Genomic DNA, 16144 nt, shown 5'->3' on the forward strand with positions numbered 1-16144 from the left:
CTGTCGGCATTATCACGTATGGGAGAGCAGACATGAAACAAATCATTGCATCGGTGGGACTGGCAGCGTTCTGCATTGGCAGCGCGGCAGCCCTGGAAGCCAAGGGCTCCTTCGATATCACCTTGAAACCCGTGAAGGCCGAGCAGCGCGACGGCGATTCGCGCGGCCGCATGCTGTTCGACAAGCGCTTCAGCGGCGGCCTGTCCGGCGAGAGCGACGGGGAGATGCTGACGGCGGGTTCACCGTCCAAAGGCAAGGCGGGCTACGTGGCCCTCGAACGCTTCCACGGAACACTGGATGGCCGTGAAGGCAGCTTCGTGATGCAGCATTCCGGAATCATGGATACCGGCCGCGAAGAGCTGAGCATCCACATCGTGCCCGATTCCGGCACCGGCCAGCTGGCGGGCATCCGCGGCACGGCAACCATCATCCGTACGGGCGGCAAGCATTTCTATACGCTGAGCTACACCCTGCCCTGATCCGCGCGCCCCGGCTGCGGGGAGTCATGGCAAACTGTCATCATGACCCCGCAACAGGAGAACACATGAGCGGCGAGCAAGACCAGCGCCAGCACGACCGGCGCGACAGCGACCGCGCGCAGCATCGCCGCAGGGAGGACGTGCCGCGCTATCTCGATCCCGGCGACACGGTATTCAGCCTGTGGGGCCGGATCATCAAGGCGCGCTACCAGCGCATTGCGGCGGCGGCCACCCGCCATATCATGCAGCGTCCCCTGCGCATCGGCATCTCGGCGCGCATCTTCCATCCCGAGCCGGGAGCGACGGGGCTGCGCAGCAAGAACCTGCAATATCTGGAAGAGTCCATTGCGCAGTGGGTGATGTCGCGCGATGTGCTGGTGTTCATGATCCCCACCGTGAACACGGATGGCCTGCTCCACCCTTCCAATATCCGCCTGCGCGACTACGCCCGCCACCTGGACGGCCTGGTGCTGCAAGGCGGCGCGGACGTGTCGCCGCAGAGTTATTCCGAAGTGCCCACGCGGCCCGAATGGAGCGGCGACCGCGCGCGCGACATGTACGAACTGGAGCTGCTGCACGAATTCGTGGAAGCAGGCAAACCCATTCTCGGCATCTGCCGCGGGTGCCAGCTGATCAACGTGGCCTTCGGCGGTACGCTGTACCAGGACATCGCCACCGATGTGCCGGAGGCGATGGCGCACGTGCATGCCGACTACGACCGCCACCGCCACGAGATCGTGCTGCCGGAAGGCTCATCCCTGAGTCGCATGCTGAAGGGCGCCAAGCGCGGGCTGGTCAACTCCATCCACCACCAGGCCGTGAAGACACTGGGGCGCGACATGTCGGCCGAGGCGCTGTCCTATCCGGACCAGATGGTGGAAGCCATCCGCTACCGCAAGGCGCCCTTTGTGGTGGGCCTGCAATGGCATCCCGAATTCCACCGCGCAGGCGGCGAGGAACTTCTGGATTGCACCGGAGTCCTCGACAACTTCCTGCGCGTGGCGCGCGAAACGCGGTTCTAGACCGGTTTGCTCTCGGCGAAGGAACGGGGCACGGCGCCTATCTGTTGCAGCACGCCCAGGCGATCCGCCTGCAGCCAGGCACGCACGATCCGCCCGTCGCGCACCTGGTAGATCACGTTGCCCTCCTGCGCTACTTCAGCGTGGCTGGGCGACAGGCCGACGAAGCGGCCGCCGTGGACCGCACGGAAGGTCCAGCGAACCGCCACCCTGTCGCCTTCGCCAAACAGGTCGTGGATCTCGAAGCGCACACCGGGGAATCCGGTCAGCACCGCTTCGATCGTCGCGCGGAATTCTCTCGGCCCCCGTTCGCCACGCGCCCCCGTAAAGTCCGGCGCGATCAGCACTTCCAGCTGATCCAGGTTCCCCGTGTTGATGCAGTCCTCGTACAGTGCGCGAACGAGTTTCTTGTTGTGTTCAGCGGTCGTCATGCCGGTTTCCTCCGTGTGGTTGCAATTCATCGGAGAGGAGTGTAAAACCTCAACTTAACTTGAGGTCAAGAGGAAAAATGAATGGCGAAACTGGATCCTGCGGATATTGGACGGCAGCTGACGGTGGGCGAGGTGGCGCGCCGCAGCGGCGTCGCCGTGTCGGCCCTGCACTTTTACGAATCGAAGGGCCTCATTCGCAGCGTGCGCAGCACGGGCCAGCAGCGCCGATACGGGCGCGATGTTCTGCGCCGGGTGGCGGTCATCAAGGTCGCCCAGCGGATCGGGATTTCGCTGGCGTCGATCAGCGCCGCTCTCGCCACGCTGCCGGAAGGGCGCACGCCGACCGTGGCCGACTGGGCACGGCTATCTAGCCTCTGGCGCGGTGAGCTGGACGAGCGTATTGCGCAGCTCACGCAGCTGCGCAACCAGCTGGACGATTGCATTGGCTGCGGGTGCCTGTCGATCGAGGCTTGCCGCCTGCGCAATCCATTGGACGAACTATCGGAGCAAGGCAGCGGTCCGCAGCGCTTGCTGAACCAGCGCCGCCCTTAGGCTCCCCTGAATCGCCGCACGGCGGCATCGACCACGCCCTCCACGCTGCCCGTTGCGGCAAACTGGTCGCGCAGGTACTGGGCATCGCTGCCCACGTGGGTCACCTGCATCAGGTGGTTCAGCGCCGCCGTGCCGCCCAGCTTCTCCGCGTACGGGTCCATGCGGCGCAGGGTGGTGAGGATGTCCTCGCGCAGGGAGAGACTCTCGTAGGTCTTGGGGTGCACCACCGTTCCGTCCAGCCCGAAGCGGCAGGCCTGGAAGCGGTTGTAGTTGTAGACGAGGTAGTCATCCTCCTCCGGCGCCGCCTCTCGCCGCTCCAGCAGATAGGCGCACAGCGCTTGCAGATAGCAGGCCAGGGCCGCCGCACGCTCCACGGTCAGCGGCGTGTCGCAGACGCGCAGTTCGATGGTGCCGTACTCCGGCTTGGGGCGGATATCCCAGTAGAAGTCCTTCATGCTCTTGATGACGCCCGTGTGCTCCATCTTCGAGAAGAAGCTGTGCTCGAACTCGTCCCAGCTGAGAAGGAAAGGCGCCCGGCCGCTCATGGGGAAGGCGAACACGGAATTCAGGCGCGCGGAGTTGAACAGCGTATCGCCGCCCTGCACGAAAGGCGACGAGGCCGAGAGCGCGATGAAATGCGGCACATAGCGGCTCAGCGAGTGCAGCAGGTACAGCGCATCGTCGCCGCTCGCACAGCCGATGTGCACGTGCTGGCCGAAAATGGTGAACTGCTTGGCCAGATAGCCATAGAGCGCGGATACCTCCTTGAAGCGCGGCTTGGCGAAGATGCGCCGCTCCACCCATTTCTGGAAGGGGTGGGTGCCGCCGCCCGCGATACCAACATTGAGCTTTTCGCCCGCGGTCACCAGCGTATCGCGGATCAGTTGCAGCTGCGCCAGCAGCTCCGAATGCTTCGTGTGCACGTCGGTGTTAATCTCGATCATGCTCTCGGTGATTTCCGGCGTCACATTGCCGGGGAATGGCTTGCGTCCCAGCAGGTGCAGCAGGTCCGGGCTCGATGCGGTGAGGTCGTAATCCGAGAAGCTGACCAGCTGGAGCTCCAGTTCCACGCCCATGGTGAGCGGCTGGGATGCCTTGAATTCTTCCAGTGCCATCAGCTTTCCTCCTTGTGAATCTCGCGAGCCCATGTCAGGGCGCGCTGGGTGATGATGGGGCCGAGCACCTCCATGAAGAGCGTCATGGCGGCCAGCGCCGCCAGTTCATCGACCAGCACAATGCCCATGTTCTTGGTCTGCTCCAGCAGCAGGATCACGAACACGGACATGGGCGACAGGGCCACGCCGCTGGCGAAGCCCTTTCGCCACGGCGTTCCGCTCACATGCGAGAACGCGCCCACGGCCAGCGTCTTCACGGCGAAACGCGCCATCAGCAGGATCATGCCGAGCCAGGCGCCGGTAACGACGCGGTCCCAGTCCAGCGTGGACACGGCAAACACGAACAGCAGCACCGTGAGCACTTCGCCGATGGCGCCGAAATTGCGCTGCGTGCGGGAGAAGGTAACGCGGTTGTGCCGGGCCGTAAGGCCGAAGGTCAGCGTAGCCAGCACAGGAGACAGGTCTGCCGCGTGCGTGATCGCCACCAGCAGCACCACCACCAACGCAAAGGCGATCGTCCCATCGCGCGCGAGGTTGCCCAGGTGGCGCAGGATGGCCGGCAGCAGCGCGCCCGCCACGACGCCCAGCAGGGCCGACGCAATCAGTTCGATGAAGCTGTGCGACACCGCCTGCGGCAGGCTGCCCGAGGTCTGGAACACCCAGAAGCCGACGATCACCTTGAACACGAAAACGGCCAGCACGCTGTTGATGGCCACCAGGTGCAGCACACGTTCGGTCACCTGCCCCGAGCTGCGTCCCTCGTTGATCACGCGCAGTACACCGGCGGGCGAAGTGGACATGGCCAGGGAGGCCAGCAGCAGCGATGTGAGGACCGGCATGCCCGACATGTTCGAGATGAAGTACACGGCGCCGAATGTGGCGATGGATTCCACCAGCCCGGATACCAGTATCCACGGGTTGATGCGCAGCCAGTGCAGGTTGATGCGGTAGCCGAATTCAAACAGGATCAGGCCGAAGGCGAGATTGGCCAGCAGCGTCACGGGGCTGGAGCTGTCCGTGGCGAAGAGCTGGGGGAAGCCCTGCGCAAGCAGGAAGCCAACCAGTCCATACACGCTGATGCGCGGAAGGCCTGACCAGCGATGAACGAATTCGCCGGCGAGCCAGGCCAGCAGGATAGCGAGCGGCCACGCCAGCTCCGCCGAAATCACCAGGATATCTGGCATGAAGTACCTCCTGTTTTTTTGAAGCGGGTGTAACCTTACAGCAATATCATTATCGGCGTCGCACAGCTGTACAGCCAGGCCTTACAATGCTCGCCATCGATAAGTCACATGAGGATACGCCATGCTGGAACTGCTCAGCGAACACGCCTGCTTCGGCGGCACGCAGCGCTTCTACAAGCACGATTCGCAGGCCATCGGCCTGCCGATGCGCTTTTCCGTCTTCATTCCGGCGCACGCGCAGAGCGCGCGGCTGCCCGCCCTGTTCTATCTGGCGGGCCTGACCTGCACCGAGGAGACCTTCATGATCAAGGCGGGCGCGCAGCGTTATGCCGCCGATGAAGGGCTTGTGCTGATTGCTCCGGACACGAGCCCGCGCGGTGCGAACGTGCCCGGCGAAACGGATTCCTGGGACTTCGGCGTGGGCGCGGGCTTCTACCTGGATGCCACGCAGGAGCCGTGGTCGAAGCACTACCGCATGGAGAGCTGGCTGGAGGAGCTGCGCGGGCTGGTGCTGCGCGAACTGCCGGTGGATGGCGAACGTATTGGTATCTTCGGCCACTCGATGGGCGGCCACGGCGCGCTCACGATGGCCCTGCGCCACCGCGACTGGTTCCGCTCCGTTTCCGCCTTTGCGCCAATTGCATCGCCTTCACACTGCCCGTGGGGCCGGAAGGCTTTCACCGGATATCTGGGAGAAGACCGCGCGCATTGGGCTGCGCACGATGCCAGCGCCCTGATGGCGCGGCAGAAGGAGGCGCCCTACCCGGCCGGCATTCTCATCGACCAGGGCCTGGCCGACAAATTCCTGGTGGAGCAGCTGCACCCCGAAGCGTTCGAGGAGGCCTGCCGCCAGGCGGGGCAGCCGCTTACGCTGCGGCGCCACCCCGGCTACGACCATGGCTACTACTTCATCAGCACCTTCATGGAAGACCATATCCGCTTCCACGCGGCGCAGCTGAAGTCCTGATTATTTGTGCAGGACCTTGCGGATGGTATCCGCGAGGTCTTCCGCCACGAACTTGGCCACATAGGCGTCCGCGCCCACGCCGCGCACATGGTCCTCGTTGGTCTTGCCGGACAGCGAAGAGTGGATCACCACGGGGATGTTGTTGAAGCGGGCGTCCTGCTTGACCAGGCGGGTCAGCGTGAAGCCGTCCATCTCCGGCATTTCCAGGTCGGTCAGCACCAGTGCCACGCGCTCGGACACCGCAATGCCTTCGGCCTTGCAGCCTTCGGCAATAGCCTGCAGCTTGTCCCAGGCTTCCTTGCCGGACTTGGTCATCACGTAGTGCGCGCCCATGGCGGTGAGGCCCTGTTCGATCAGGTTGCGCGCCACCACCGAGTCGTCCGCCGCCACGATCATGGAGCCTGGTTTAAGGGCGAGCTGCGGGCCGATGGTGTCGGGGTCCACGTCCTTGCCTTCATTCGGCACCATGCGGCGCAGGATGGTTTCCACGTCCAGCACCTGGGCCAGGCGCGTGCTGCTGATGTCGCCGTCCAGGCGCGCGATGCTGGTCACCATGCCGCCTGCATTGCTGCCTTCGGCACTCAGCACCTGGCTCCAGTCCAGGCGCACGATTTCGTCCACGGACTCCACGGCGAAGGCCTGGGTGGTGCGCGCGAATTCGGTCACGAGCATGATGTTCAGGCCCGTCTTCGGCTTCACGCCGACGATGGATGGCAGGTCCAGCACCGTAATAATCTGGCCGCGCAGGTTAACCACTCCCAGCATGTGGGGCTGCGAGCCCGCAACGGCAGTCACTTCCGGCATCGCCACGATCTCGCGGATCTTGAAGACATTGATGCCATAGAGTTCGGAGTGGTCGCCGTTTTCATCGCCGCCAAGGCGGAACAGCAGCAGCTCGAACTTGTTCGAGTTGGTCAGGTTGCTGCGTTCGTCGACTTCCTGTTGGACCGTTTTCATCGTTCATCCCTGTAGGTTTGCTTATGACTCCAGTATACAGAGTTTGTTACAAGGAACCCCGATTGTGGCTAATAAGCTATTGCGCAGGCGTGGGCTGGACCCAACAAAAAAGGACGCACAGGGCGTCCTTTCGAAGAATTCTGGAGCGGGAGAAGAGTCTCGAACTCTCGACCTCAACCTTGGCAAGGTTGCGCTCTACCAACTGAGCTACTCCCGCAGAAGAGGCATGATTATGACAGAAAGATTGCAGTTCCGCCAGCCCCTCGGCCCTCCCCTATAATGGCCCTGTCAAAATAAAAAGGGAACCATGGATTCGATCGAGATTGTGCTGGCCATGCTGCTGGCAGTGGTGGTCAGCGCCTACCTGGTGCGCATGCTACCCGTGTCGCTGCCCCTGCCCCTGGTGCAGATCGGCCTTGGCGCGCTGATCGCGGCCTACTCCGGCCACGGCGTGCAGCTCGATCCCGAGATCTTCTTCCTTCTCTTCCTGCCGCCGCTCCTGTTCCTGGACGGCTGGCGCATTCCCAAGAGCGGCCTGCTGCGGGACCGGGTCGTCATCCTTGAACTGGCCCTGGGCCTGGTGATCTTCACGGTGGTGGGAGCGGGCTTCCTTATCCATTGGCTCATTCCCGCCATGCCGCTGCCGGTGGCCTTTGCACTGGCTGCCATCGTGTCGCCGACCGATCCGGTGGCCGTGTCCTCCATCGCTTCGCGCGCTCCCATTCCGAAACGCCTGATGCACATCCTGGAGGGCGAGTCGCTGCTGAACGACGCTTCCGGCCTGGTGTGCTTCCGCTTCGCCGTGGCGGCGGCCATGACGGGCGCCTTTTCCCTGGCTAAGGCTTCGCTCACCTTCCTGTGGCTGGCCGCGGGCGGCATTGCGGCCGGCATCGCCATCACGCTCCTGATCACCTGGGCCCAGCGCTGGCTGTGGCGGCGTTTCGGCGAGCCCGCCGGTTCGCCCATCCTGGTCAACCTGCTCATGCCCTTCGGCGCCTACCTCGTAGCGGAGCGCCTGCACGCTTCCGGCATCCTGGCTGCCGTGGCAGCGGGCATCACCATGAGCTACGTCGAGTTGAGCGGCTATGCGCTGGCCGCCACGCGCATCCAGCGCTCCGCCGTCTGGGATACGGTGCAGTTTGCGCTGAACGGCGTGATGTTTGTGCTGCTCGGCGAACAGCTGCCGGACATCCTGCGCGGCGCGAGCTTGTCCCTGGAGCAGAGCGGCCACCTGAACCCGTGGTGGCTGGTGCTGTATGCGCTCTCCATCAGCGCGGGCCTGATGCTGCTGCGCTTCATCTGGGTCTGGGCCACGCTGCGCATTACCCTGTACAAGAAAGGCAAACGCGGCGAGCATGCGGAGCGCCCTCACTGGCGGCTGCTGCTGGCCTCTTCGCTGGCGGGCGTACGCGGCGCCATTACCCTGGCAGGCGTGATGACGCTGCCGCTCGCGCTGCCGAACGGGGAACCTTTCCCGGCGCGCGACCTGACCATTTTCCTGGCCAGCATGGTCATTCTTGTCTCGCTGCTCGCCGCCAGCATCGGCCTGCCCCGCATCCTGGGCGGCATGCACTTTCCTGAGGAGCCCATTGAGCAAAAAGAGGAGGACCTGGCGCGGTGCAAGGCTGCCACGGCTGCCATTGCCGCCATCGAGCGCGCGCAGCTGGAGCTGATGCCGGAGGCTCCCGATCCCGAAGTGTATCCGCAGGCGGCATCGCGCGTGATCGCCCTCTACCAGCATCGCCTGAACATGGCAGGCGGGGGCGACGACGACGAAATCAGGAAGTTCCGCAAGCTGGACCAGGCGGAACGCTCCCTGCGCATGGCGGCGCTGCAGGCCGAACGCAAGACCATCTTCCAGCTGGCGCGCAACGACGATATCTCGGACGCCACTTCGCGCAAGCTGGTGCGCGAAATCGACCTGATCGAAGCGAGGAACCGCTGATGCGCGCCGACCGTATCCGCCGCGTGATCTATACCGCCTGGTTCCTGTTCTGGGTGCTGATGACGACCACCGCCGTGCAGGAATTCCTGCGCGACGACGACGGGCCGCTCTGGCATCCAATACTCTGGGAGACTTCCTCGGCCGTGGTGGCGAGCCTGTTCATGCTCGCGCAGCGGCGCTGGACGCGGCGCTACGATGCGCTGGTGGCGCAGCCCGCGAAATGGTTCCTCGTCCAGCTGCGCTGGCTGCCCCTGTACTGGGTGTTCTTCGTTCCTGCGGCTTTCGGCATCCGCCACGCCGTGTATGCCATGGCAGGCGAGGTGTACCCGCACGCAGGCTGGCTGAACGTGTACCTCTATGAGGATGTAAAGATGACGATCTTCGTCGCCATTTTCATTGTCATCACCTTCGGGGTGCTGTCCTACCAGCGCATGCAGGACGAGAAGCTGCGCGCGGAGCAGTCGGCGGGCCTGCTGCGCAGCGCCCAGCTGCAGCAGCTCACGCAGCAGATGCAGCCTCATTTCCTGTTCAATGCCCTCAACACCATATCGTCTCTGATGCACACGGACGTGGCGCGGGCCGACGCCACGCTGATCCAGCTGGCCGATGTGCTGCGCGCAACGCTGGATGTGAGCGGCCAGCAGCAGGTGGCTCTGTCCACCGAACTGCGCCTGCTGCGCGGCTATACAGCCCTGATGTGCGAACGCTTTGCGGACCGGGTGGCGGTGGATTGGGATATCGAATCCGGCGCGGAGGTGTGCACGGTGCCGGTGATGAGCCTTCAGCCCTTGATGGAGAATGTGTTCAAGCATACGGTGGAGCAGCGGCGGGGGCCGGTGAGGATCAAGGTGGCGGCCCGCCGCGAAGCCGGGGTCCTGGCGCTCGAAGTCGAAGACAATACGGGCCTGCTTGCAGGGGTCAGACCCCGAACGGGGTCTGACCCCGGTGCAGGAATCGGCCACCGAACACAGTCGCTCGGACCCGCTGACCGTGGTCGGTTGTCGACTGAGTTACCGGGGTCAGACGCGGGCGGCGAGTCCCCCGTTCGGGGTCTGACTCCTGCTTCCCATGGCATTGGCTTGCGCAACCTGCGCGAGCGTCTGGCAGCGCTCTACGGCGACGCCGCCACGCTCGAACTCACGCAGCTCGCCCCCGCAGGCGTGCGCGCGGCAATGAGGCTCCCATGCGCATCCTGATCGTCGACGACGAGCGTCCGGCCCGCGACAAGCTGCGCCGCCTGCTCGCCCAGCAGCCAGGAATCACGGAATTGGAAGAAGCGCGCGACGGCGTCGAAGCCCTGGAACGCGCGGCCGCCTTCCGGCCGGACGCCATCTTCCTCGACATCCAGATGCCCGAAGTCAGCGGCCTCGAAGTCGCCGCTTCCCTGCCCGATCCCGCGCCGCTGATCGTCTTCGCCACTGCCTACGACGAGTATGCGATCAAGGCCTTCGACGCCAACGCCGTCGATTACCTGCTCAAGCCCTACGACGAAGCGCGCCTGCAGCGCGCCCTGCAAAGGCTCCACGCCCGGTTCGCGGACCGCAAGCCCGCGCCGCAGACCGGCTTGCCCGTGCGCCAGCTGCTGGTGAGCGAACGCGGCGCCACGCGCATCGTGCGCGCCGAAGACATCCAGTGGCTGGAAACGGCGGACAACTACGTGGTGCTCCACACGCCCCAGGGATCCCCCCTGCTGCGCCAGACCCTGGCCGCCCTGCTCGACTCCCTTGGCCCCGCCTTCATCCGCACCCACCGCCGCGCGGCGGTGCAGCGCAGCTGGGTGGAACGCGTGGAGGCGGACAGCAAGGGCGACGGCCAGGTGCTGCTCCGGGGCGGCGCCAGCGCGCCGCTCAGCCGCCAGTACCGCCCCGCTCTCATGGCAGCCCTTTCCGGCTGACCCCAGCGGCGCCCCGGTTCGCCCCAAAACGCTGGTTCCCGCGCGCGCCCGGCGCTAGTCTGGCCGCATCCATAACAAGAGGGGAACACCATGAACCAGCCGAACCAGCGCCTTTACTTCCTGGACTGGATACGCATCTGCGCATTCTTCGTCCTGATTCTCTACCACACCGGCATGTACTACGTTACCTGGGACTGGCACGTGAAGAGTCCCTTCGCCAGCCACGCCATCGAGCCTCTGATGATGCTTTCCTCGCCGTGGCGCCTGAGCCTTCTCTTCCTCGTGGCGGGCGTGGCTTCCGCCTTCCTGATGCAGAAGCTGGCGACTGGCCGCTTCCTGCGCGAACGCAGCAAGCGCCTGCTGCTGCCCCTGCTCTTCGGCATGCTCGTGATCGTGCCGCCGCAGCCTTACTACGAGGTGGTCGAGCAGGTCGGCTATACGGGCAGCTATCTCGATTTCATGGGCCTCTACGTGAAGGCCTACCACGGATTCTGCGACAAGGACGGCTGCCTCGACCTGCCAACCTGGAATCACCTGTGGTTCGTGGCCTACCTGTGGGTGTACACGATGGTGCTCGGCCTGATCGCAGTTGTCGCCGGCGCGGAACGCATCAAGGCGGCTTCGAACTGGCTGGCGCGCCAGCTGCGCGGCTGGAAAATGATCGTGCTGCCCGCGCTCTTCCTTGCGCTGGTCCGCATCGCCCTGCGCAGCCGCTTCCCGAACGCGGGAGGCCTGGTGGACGACTGGTTCAACCACGCGACCTATCTGCCCATCTTCCTGGCGGGCGTGCTGCTGGCGACCCAGCGGGAATTCTGGCAGGAGGCGGAAGAGAAGCGTTTCGCCGCGCTCGGGATTGCGCTAGCCTGCTGGGCTTCCATTGTGGTCGTCGATGCGATGCCGAACGTATCGTCCGGCTGGACGCCCTTCTTCCGCTGCGTGTACACCAGCTGCCAGTGGTGCGCGATTCTTGCGGTGTGCGGTTTCGGCCACCGCCACCTGAACTTCGACAGCGCCAAGCGCCGCTACCTCACCGAGGCGGTGTTCCCGGTGTATATCCTGCACCAGACCCTGATCGTGGTCTTCGCCCACAACATGAAACCGGCGGGCCTGCCGCCGGTGACGGAGGGACTGGTGCTGATCGTGCTGACCTTCTGCGCCAGCTTCGGCATCTTCGAAATCGTGCGCCGGATTCCCGTGCTCCGGCCCTTCTTCGGGCTGGGACGGGAGGCGCAGCGCCCGCAGCTGGCCGCCGCCCCGCTGCGCGCGGCTAGTTGAGCACCTTGCGGCTGCGCTTGGCGCGGTACATCTCGGCATCGGCCATGGCGAAGGCCTCGTCCAGATCGTAGCCCGCCTTGCGCAGGGCCATGCCGAGCGATGCCCGCACATCGTAGGCCGCCAGGGTTTCCTGCACCCGCATCAGCAGGGTCTGGGCGTCGAAGTAGTCGCACTCCACCATCAGCATGCCGAATTCGTCGCCGCCCAGGCGTGCCACCACATCGCAGGCGCGGGTGACTGCCTGCAGGGCCTTCCCGGCCCGCATCAGCAGCGCGTCGCCTGCCGCCTGGCCCTGCGTATCGTTGGTGAACTTCAGGTCGTCCAGGTCGATGGAAACCAGGCAGGCCGAGTGGCCATAGCGGCTGCAGCGCTCTTCCTCGCGCTGCAGCAGCATTTCCCAGCCGCGCCGGTTGTACAGGCCCGTGAGCGCATCGCGCGTGGCATCGAGTTCGGCGCGCTCGGCGCGGCGGGCCGCATCCGCCGCATTCAGCTCGGTGTTCAGCAGACTGCCCAGCAGATCGCCCAGCAAGGTGACCATTTCCAGCTGTTCGCGGATATCCGGCGGCTGGGGGTTGGGATCGAAGCCGCACAGGGTGCCGAACAAGGAGCCGTCCGTGCGGCGCAGGGGAATGCCGACATAGGCGCGCACACCAAGCTTGTTCACAAGTGGAGCATCGGCATAGACGGGCAGCTTGGCGACGTCGGGCGCGATGTTCGGGCCCTGGTCCATCACCATGCGCGCGCAGAGCGAGTCGGACCAGCGCAGCACCTGTCCCGGACTCACGCCATAGCCCGCATCGTCCGCAAACAGCACGATCCAGTCATCCCCCTCGGTGCGGGTCACCATCCATAGTTTAAAGCCCAGGCGGCGGCGCAAAAAGGCCATGGTGGCCTGGGACGCGGCGGCGAAATCGTCGATCATGCTTGCCTCATCTGTTCGTTTCGGGGTGCGGGCGCTGATGGCCATTATGCACCCAAAGGCAGCAGGAATCAGTTGGAAAATACAAGGGTGTGGCGCGCCGCCCCCGGAAGGAGCGGCAGCGGCGTGCCGCGCACCCATTCCGCATGCCCGGCCAGGAAGAATGGCGAAAGCGGATGGCCGCTTTGCCCTCCCGGCATGTCGAACAGGCCCTGCTCTTCCTTGCCCGGCGACACAGTGAGCCGCTCGCTCTGGCCGAAGCCGCGGCCCGACACGCGCGGCATGTGCGAGTCGCCCGGGAGCTGGTCGGCCGGAGCACTCAGCCATTTGCGCAGGGCCGGAACGGCGTTCGCGATGGGGTGAGCGATGCCCGCCGTGTTGCGCTGGCCCCAGGTGGCCGCCGCCAGGGGAGCGCCATTCGGCCCCAGGTCGGCAATGGTCAGGTCGATGGCGGCCAGTTGGAAGTCCCTCCAGCTGGCGTAGCGCTTTGGCAGCCACGCGGCGGGCTGCTCATCCAGGAGACGCTCCACCACGGCCTGCCAGCGCCGGTTCGCGGCGGCGGCGTTGGCGCCCTCGCCCAGCTTGGCCAGTTCCGCGTTCGCCGCGCCGTACAGGAGTTCATAGACAGACCACATATAGGCGCGCGCGAAGCGGTAGGAGGCAGAATCCACGCTGGCGCGGCCGCCCCACTGCTCTCGCAGCAGCTTCGCCGCCTCCGCGCGGCGCGGCTGGCCTTCCAGCGCCTGCGCATCCAGCACGGCCAGCGCACGCTGGCGCCAGCCGTCGATGAAGAGCGCGCGGTCATCGAGCATCACGCCATAAACGCTGCGCTCCGTGCTGCGCGCGCCCAAGGCAAGCAGGGCATCCCTCGCCTGGCGGGTGCGTGCGCCGATATCGTAGCCGCCGTCGCCGAGCAGCTCCGCTCCGCTGCCCGCCAGTTGGCGGCTGTTGGCCGTATTGAGCTGGCCGCTGGCGGGATTGCGCACCACAGGCACCTGCGCAGGGGGCAGCGCGCCGGTCCAACCATCACCGGCGTCCTTAAGCGGGAAGGTGGATGCGACGCCGGGCCGCGCGCGCTGCGGCACGGGACCGGCGATAGTCCAGCCGATCTGGCCGGATGCGTCGCCCGCCACGAAGTTCTGCGCCGGGATACCGGAGCGCTGCGCAATCGACAGCGCCTCGTCCACGGAGTTGGCGTGTTCGAGGCCAGTCAGCTTCACATTCAGCAGCCCGGGTTCGTGTGCAATCCAGTGCACGGCGTAGCGGCCGGACAGCGACTCGCGGATCGGGCCGAGCGAGGTTTCGCTCACCTGCATGGTGTGCGCCGGTTCGCCTTTCACGAGAATGGTTTCCGCATGCCGCACCGGCGTCTCCCAGCGGCCGTTCAGCTCCACGTGTCCCGGCCTGGACGGATCGCTGTTGGCCGGAATCAGGTCGAGATGGTCGCCGTAGCTGTTGGTGAAGCTCCAGGCCACGCGGCCGTTGCTGCCCACGACCACCACCGGCGCGCCGGGCAGGGTCACGCCCACCACGCGGCGGGTGCCGCCGCTGCCTTCCGGTATCTGCAGCACCATGCGGTACCAAGTATTGGGGAGCTTGATCCCGAGATGCATGTCGTTGGCGACGATGGCGCCGCCCGTGGCGCTGCGGCTGCCCGCAATCGCCCAGTTGTTGCTGCCAACGGAACCCGCCCATGCGCTGGCTGCGACGGTATCGGGATCATGGGGAGCAGGTTCGCCCCACCACTCGGGAGCCGAATCCGGCAAGGGCGCCGGTGCGGCCGTGATGCCGTCCGCATCCAGCGGCGCATCCCAGCGCGAGGCCTCGGGCAGCAGGAAGGCCAGCTGCTCCGGCGTGCTGTGGTCGCGCAGCCAGCCGCGCGCCAGCTCACGGCCTTCCAGGCTGCCCTGAAGGTCGAAGTACATGGCCCAGATGACGAGCAGGGAATCGTCCGCCGACCAGGCGCGCGGCGCCATGCCGATCAGCGCATATTCGAAGGGACGCGTGCCCAGCGCATTGACGCCGTCGTTGACGCCTGCGGCATAACGCTGCAGCAGTTCGCGGCCGGCGGGATCGAGTGCGGCCAGCGCCCGGGCGGCGCGGGCGCGGAAACGGTGAAGACGGTGTGCGCGGTCCAGCGGCAAGGCCTTGGCTCCGAAGAGCTCCGCCAGTTCTCCTGCGGCGACGCGGCGCAGCAGGTCCATCTGGAAGAAGCGGTCCTGGGCATGCACGAAGCCCGTGGCATAGGCTACATCCAGCCTGTTGCCGCCCGCAACGGTGGGCACGCCCATGTCGTCGCGCTGCACGGTGACGCGGCCGTGCAGGCCCGCCGACGTCACCTTGCCATCAAGCTGGGCCAGGCTGCCGCGCAGGAAGAACCACAGGGCCAGCACGGCCAGCAGCAGGAGCGCCACAACGCCCACCGCGATTCTCTTGATCCAGCGCCCAGCCCCCATCCGCTTTCCCCCTTCGGTGATCTGAAGCGCAATCTTGCCAGAAATTCAAGGGGACGGCAGCAAAAAATGTGTAAGTTCAGCTGGTACTGTTCCAGCGCAAAGGCAAGGCCTGCGCGCGGCGCACGATGCGGCGCGGCTGGAAGCGCCATGAGCGCTGGTCTCCATCCACCAGCACCTGCGCCTCCCCGCTCAGCTGCAGCAGGCTGCCCTGCCCGAAATCCACGAACACGAGGCCCGCCTTCCCGTTCAGGAGCATATTCCCCAGGGTGCTGAAGAAGCGATTGCCTTCGTAGTCCGGCACGAGCACGCTGCCGTCCGGGGAGAGCTGCACGAAGCCGGGCGCGCCGCCACGGTGCGAGACGTCCACCCGGCGTTCGCCTTCGTCGGAATAGGTGGCCACGAAGAAGGTGGCCGCGCCGGCAATGAGGGCGTGCGCTGCATCGTCCAGCGCCGGAAGCTCCTGCCTTTCGTCGGCGGCAGGGGCTGCGCTCACCTGCCGCAAGGTGATGTACTGCGGGCAGTTGCCGAAGGATTCCGCCACCGACAGGTGCGCCGGCCCCTGCGCCGGGCGGTGCAGCGTGCCGTTCACCCGGTTGCGGCGGCGCGTGTGCAGCTCGATGCCGAGCAGGCCGATGGCGTCGCCGTCCTCCATTCCCGCATCCGCCGGATCCTGCGGCACGCGGGGCAAGGCCAGCGTGAGCGTTTCCGGATCGGGCGAATGGAGAAAGCCGGGCTGCCCCGCGCGCAGCGTCGCCCAGGGCATGCCTTGGGGATCGACCGCCCCCATGACCGCGAACGGCAGCTGGGCGAAAAAGTCGCGGTGCTGGTCGGGCATGTAGCGGCGGATCACCTTGCGGCCGATTTCGTCCATGCGCTGCTCGGCGCCGAGGGTGCGCTGCAGGGTGCGTTCGCCCTCGTGCCAGGGCGAGGGGGCGGCGACGGTATCCATGG

At 65.8% G+C, this 16144-nt stretch carries 15 protein-coding genes and 1 tRNA gene; 8 read left to right on the forward strand and 8 right to left on the reverse strand.

The genetic code is table 11. From position 1 onward, the window contains the following. Positions 1-32 precede the first annotated feature (32 nt). On the forward strand, positions 33-479 hold the full coding sequence (locus LSQ66_RS11495; protein WP_231769911.1) for a DUF3224 domain-containing protein: 447 nt from the start codon (positions 33-35) through the stop codon (positions 477-479). A 65-nt stretch (positions 480-544) separates the two neighbouring features. Further along, entirely contained in the window at positions 545-1501 is a 957-nt protein-coding gene (locus tag LSQ66_RS11500; RefSeq protein WP_231769912.1) for a gamma-glutamyl-gamma-aminobutyrate hydrolase family protein, read from the forward strand. Here the strand turns inward: LSQ66_RS11500 and LSQ66_RS11505 are convergent. Beyond that, complete coding sequence (locus tag LSQ66_RS11505) at positions 1498-1929, reverse strand: ester cyclase (protein WP_231769913.1); 432 nt, start codon at positions 1927-1929, stop codon at positions 1498-1500. The genes LSQ66_RS11500 and LSQ66_RS11505 overlap by 4 nt on opposite strands. Before the next feature lie 81 nt (positions 1930-2010). On the opposite strand from LSQ66_RS11505, the gene soxR reads away from it, so the two are divergent. Beyond that, positions 2011-2481 carry a redox-sensitive transcriptional activator SoxR gene (gene soxR, locus LSQ66_RS11510; RefSeq protein WP_231769914.1) on the forward strand — a complete coding sequence of 157 codons (471 nt, stop codon included), beginning with the start codon at positions 2011-2013 and terminating at the stop codon, positions 2479-2481. Here the strand turns inward: soxR and LSQ66_RS11515 are convergent. Next, positions 2478-3596: a YbdK family carboxylate-amine ligase gene (locus LSQ66_RS11515; protein WP_231769915.1), complete on the reverse strand. Its 1119-nt coding sequence runs from the start codon at positions 3594-3596 to the stop codon at positions 2478-2480. The two genes, soxR and LSQ66_RS11515, sit on opposite strands and share 4 nt — an antisense overlap. Beyond that, positions 3596-4780 carry a cation:proton antiporter gene (locus LSQ66_RS11520; protein ID WP_231769916.1) on the reverse strand — a complete coding sequence of 395 codons (1185 nt, stop codon included), beginning with the start codon at positions 4778-4780 and terminating at the stop codon, positions 3596-3598. Before LSQ66_RS11520 ends, LSQ66_RS11515 begins: the two co-directional genes overlap by 1 nt. A 121-nt stretch (positions 4781-4901) precedes the next feature. Here LSQ66_RS11520 and fghA point away from each other — a divergent pair, with 121 nt between their 5' ends. After that, positions 4902-5747, forward strand: a complete 846-nt coding sequence (fghA, locus tag LSQ66_RS11525) for an S-formylglutathione hydrolase (RefSeq protein ID WP_269449172.1) — start codon at positions 4902-4904, stop codon at positions 5745-5747. Here the strand turns inward: fghA and LSQ66_RS11530 are convergent, their stop codons facing one another. Together LSQ66_RS11530 and LSQ66_RS11535 are read right to left on the reverse strand one after the other, a co-directional pair. After that, positions 5748-6704, reverse strand: coding sequence for a chemotaxis protein (locus tag LSQ66_RS11530; RefSeq protein ID WP_231769917.1), 957 nt, complete (start codon positions 6702-6704; stop codon positions 5748-5750). 141 nt (positions 6705-6845) lie between these two features. Then, positions 6846-6921, reverse strand: a tRNA-Gly gene (locus LSQ66_RS11535). Between the two features lie 90 nt (positions 6922-7011). On the opposite strand from LSQ66_RS11535, the gene LSQ66_RS11540 reads away from it, so the two are divergent. From LSQ66_RS11540 to LSQ66_RS11555, 4 genes are all read left to right on the forward strand, one after another. Continuing rightward, positions 7012-8649: a Na+/H+ antiporter gene (locus tag LSQ66_RS11540; protein WP_231769918.1), complete on the forward strand. Its 1638-nt coding sequence runs from the start codon at positions 7012-7014 to the stop codon at positions 8647-8649. Next, the gene (locus LSQ66_RS11545) at positions 8649-9845 is read left to right on the forward strand and encodes a sensor histidine kinase (protein WP_231769919.1); all 1197 of its coding nucleotides are present in this window, start codon (positions 8649-8651) and stop codon (positions 9843-9845) included. The genes LSQ66_RS11540 and LSQ66_RS11545 overlap by 1 nt, the downstream gene beginning before the upstream one ends. Further along, the gene (locus tag LSQ66_RS11550) at positions 9833-10543 is read left to right on the forward strand and encodes a LytR/AlgR family response regulator transcription factor (RefSeq protein WP_231769920.1); all 711 of its coding nucleotides are present in this window, start codon (positions 9833-9835) and stop codon (positions 10541-10543) included. Before LSQ66_RS11545 ends, LSQ66_RS11550 begins: the two co-directional genes overlap by 13 nt. A 90-nt stretch (positions 10544-10633) precedes the next feature. Next, positions 10634-11818 carry an acyltransferase family protein gene (locus LSQ66_RS11555; protein WP_231769921.1) on the forward strand — a complete coding sequence of 395 codons (1185 nt, stop codon included), beginning with the start codon at positions 10634-10636 and terminating at the stop codon, positions 11816-11818. Here LSQ66_RS11555 and LSQ66_RS11560 read toward each other — a convergent pair. From LSQ66_RS11560 to LSQ66_RS11570, 3 genes are all read right to left on the reverse strand, one after another. Next, the gene (locus tag LSQ66_RS11560) at positions 11811-12740 is read right to left on the reverse strand and encodes a sensor domain-containing diguanylate cyclase (RefSeq protein WP_231769922.1); all 930 of its coding nucleotides are present in this window, start codon (positions 12738-12740) and stop codon (positions 11811-11813) included. The two genes, LSQ66_RS11555 and LSQ66_RS11560, sit on opposite strands and share 8 nt — an antisense overlap. Before the next feature lie 68 nt (positions 12741-12808). Continuing rightward, positions 12809-15193, reverse strand: coding sequence for a penicillin acylase family protein (locus LSQ66_RS11565; protein ID WP_231769923.1), 2385 nt, complete (start codon positions 15191-15193; stop codon positions 12809-12811). Positions 15194-15269: 76 nt separating this feature from the next. Next, positions 15270-16142, reverse strand: a complete 873-nt coding sequence (locus LSQ66_RS11570; protein WP_231769924.1) for a pyridoxamine 5'-phosphate oxidase family protein — start codon at positions 16140-16142, stop codon at positions 15270-15272. Positions 16143-16144: the final 2 nt, after the last annotated feature.

It is taken from the genome of Massilia endophytica, from assembly GCF_021165955.1.
Lineage (GTDB): Bacteria > Pseudomonadota > Gammaproteobacteria > Burkholderiales > Burkholderiaceae_D > Rugamonas > Rugamonas endophytica.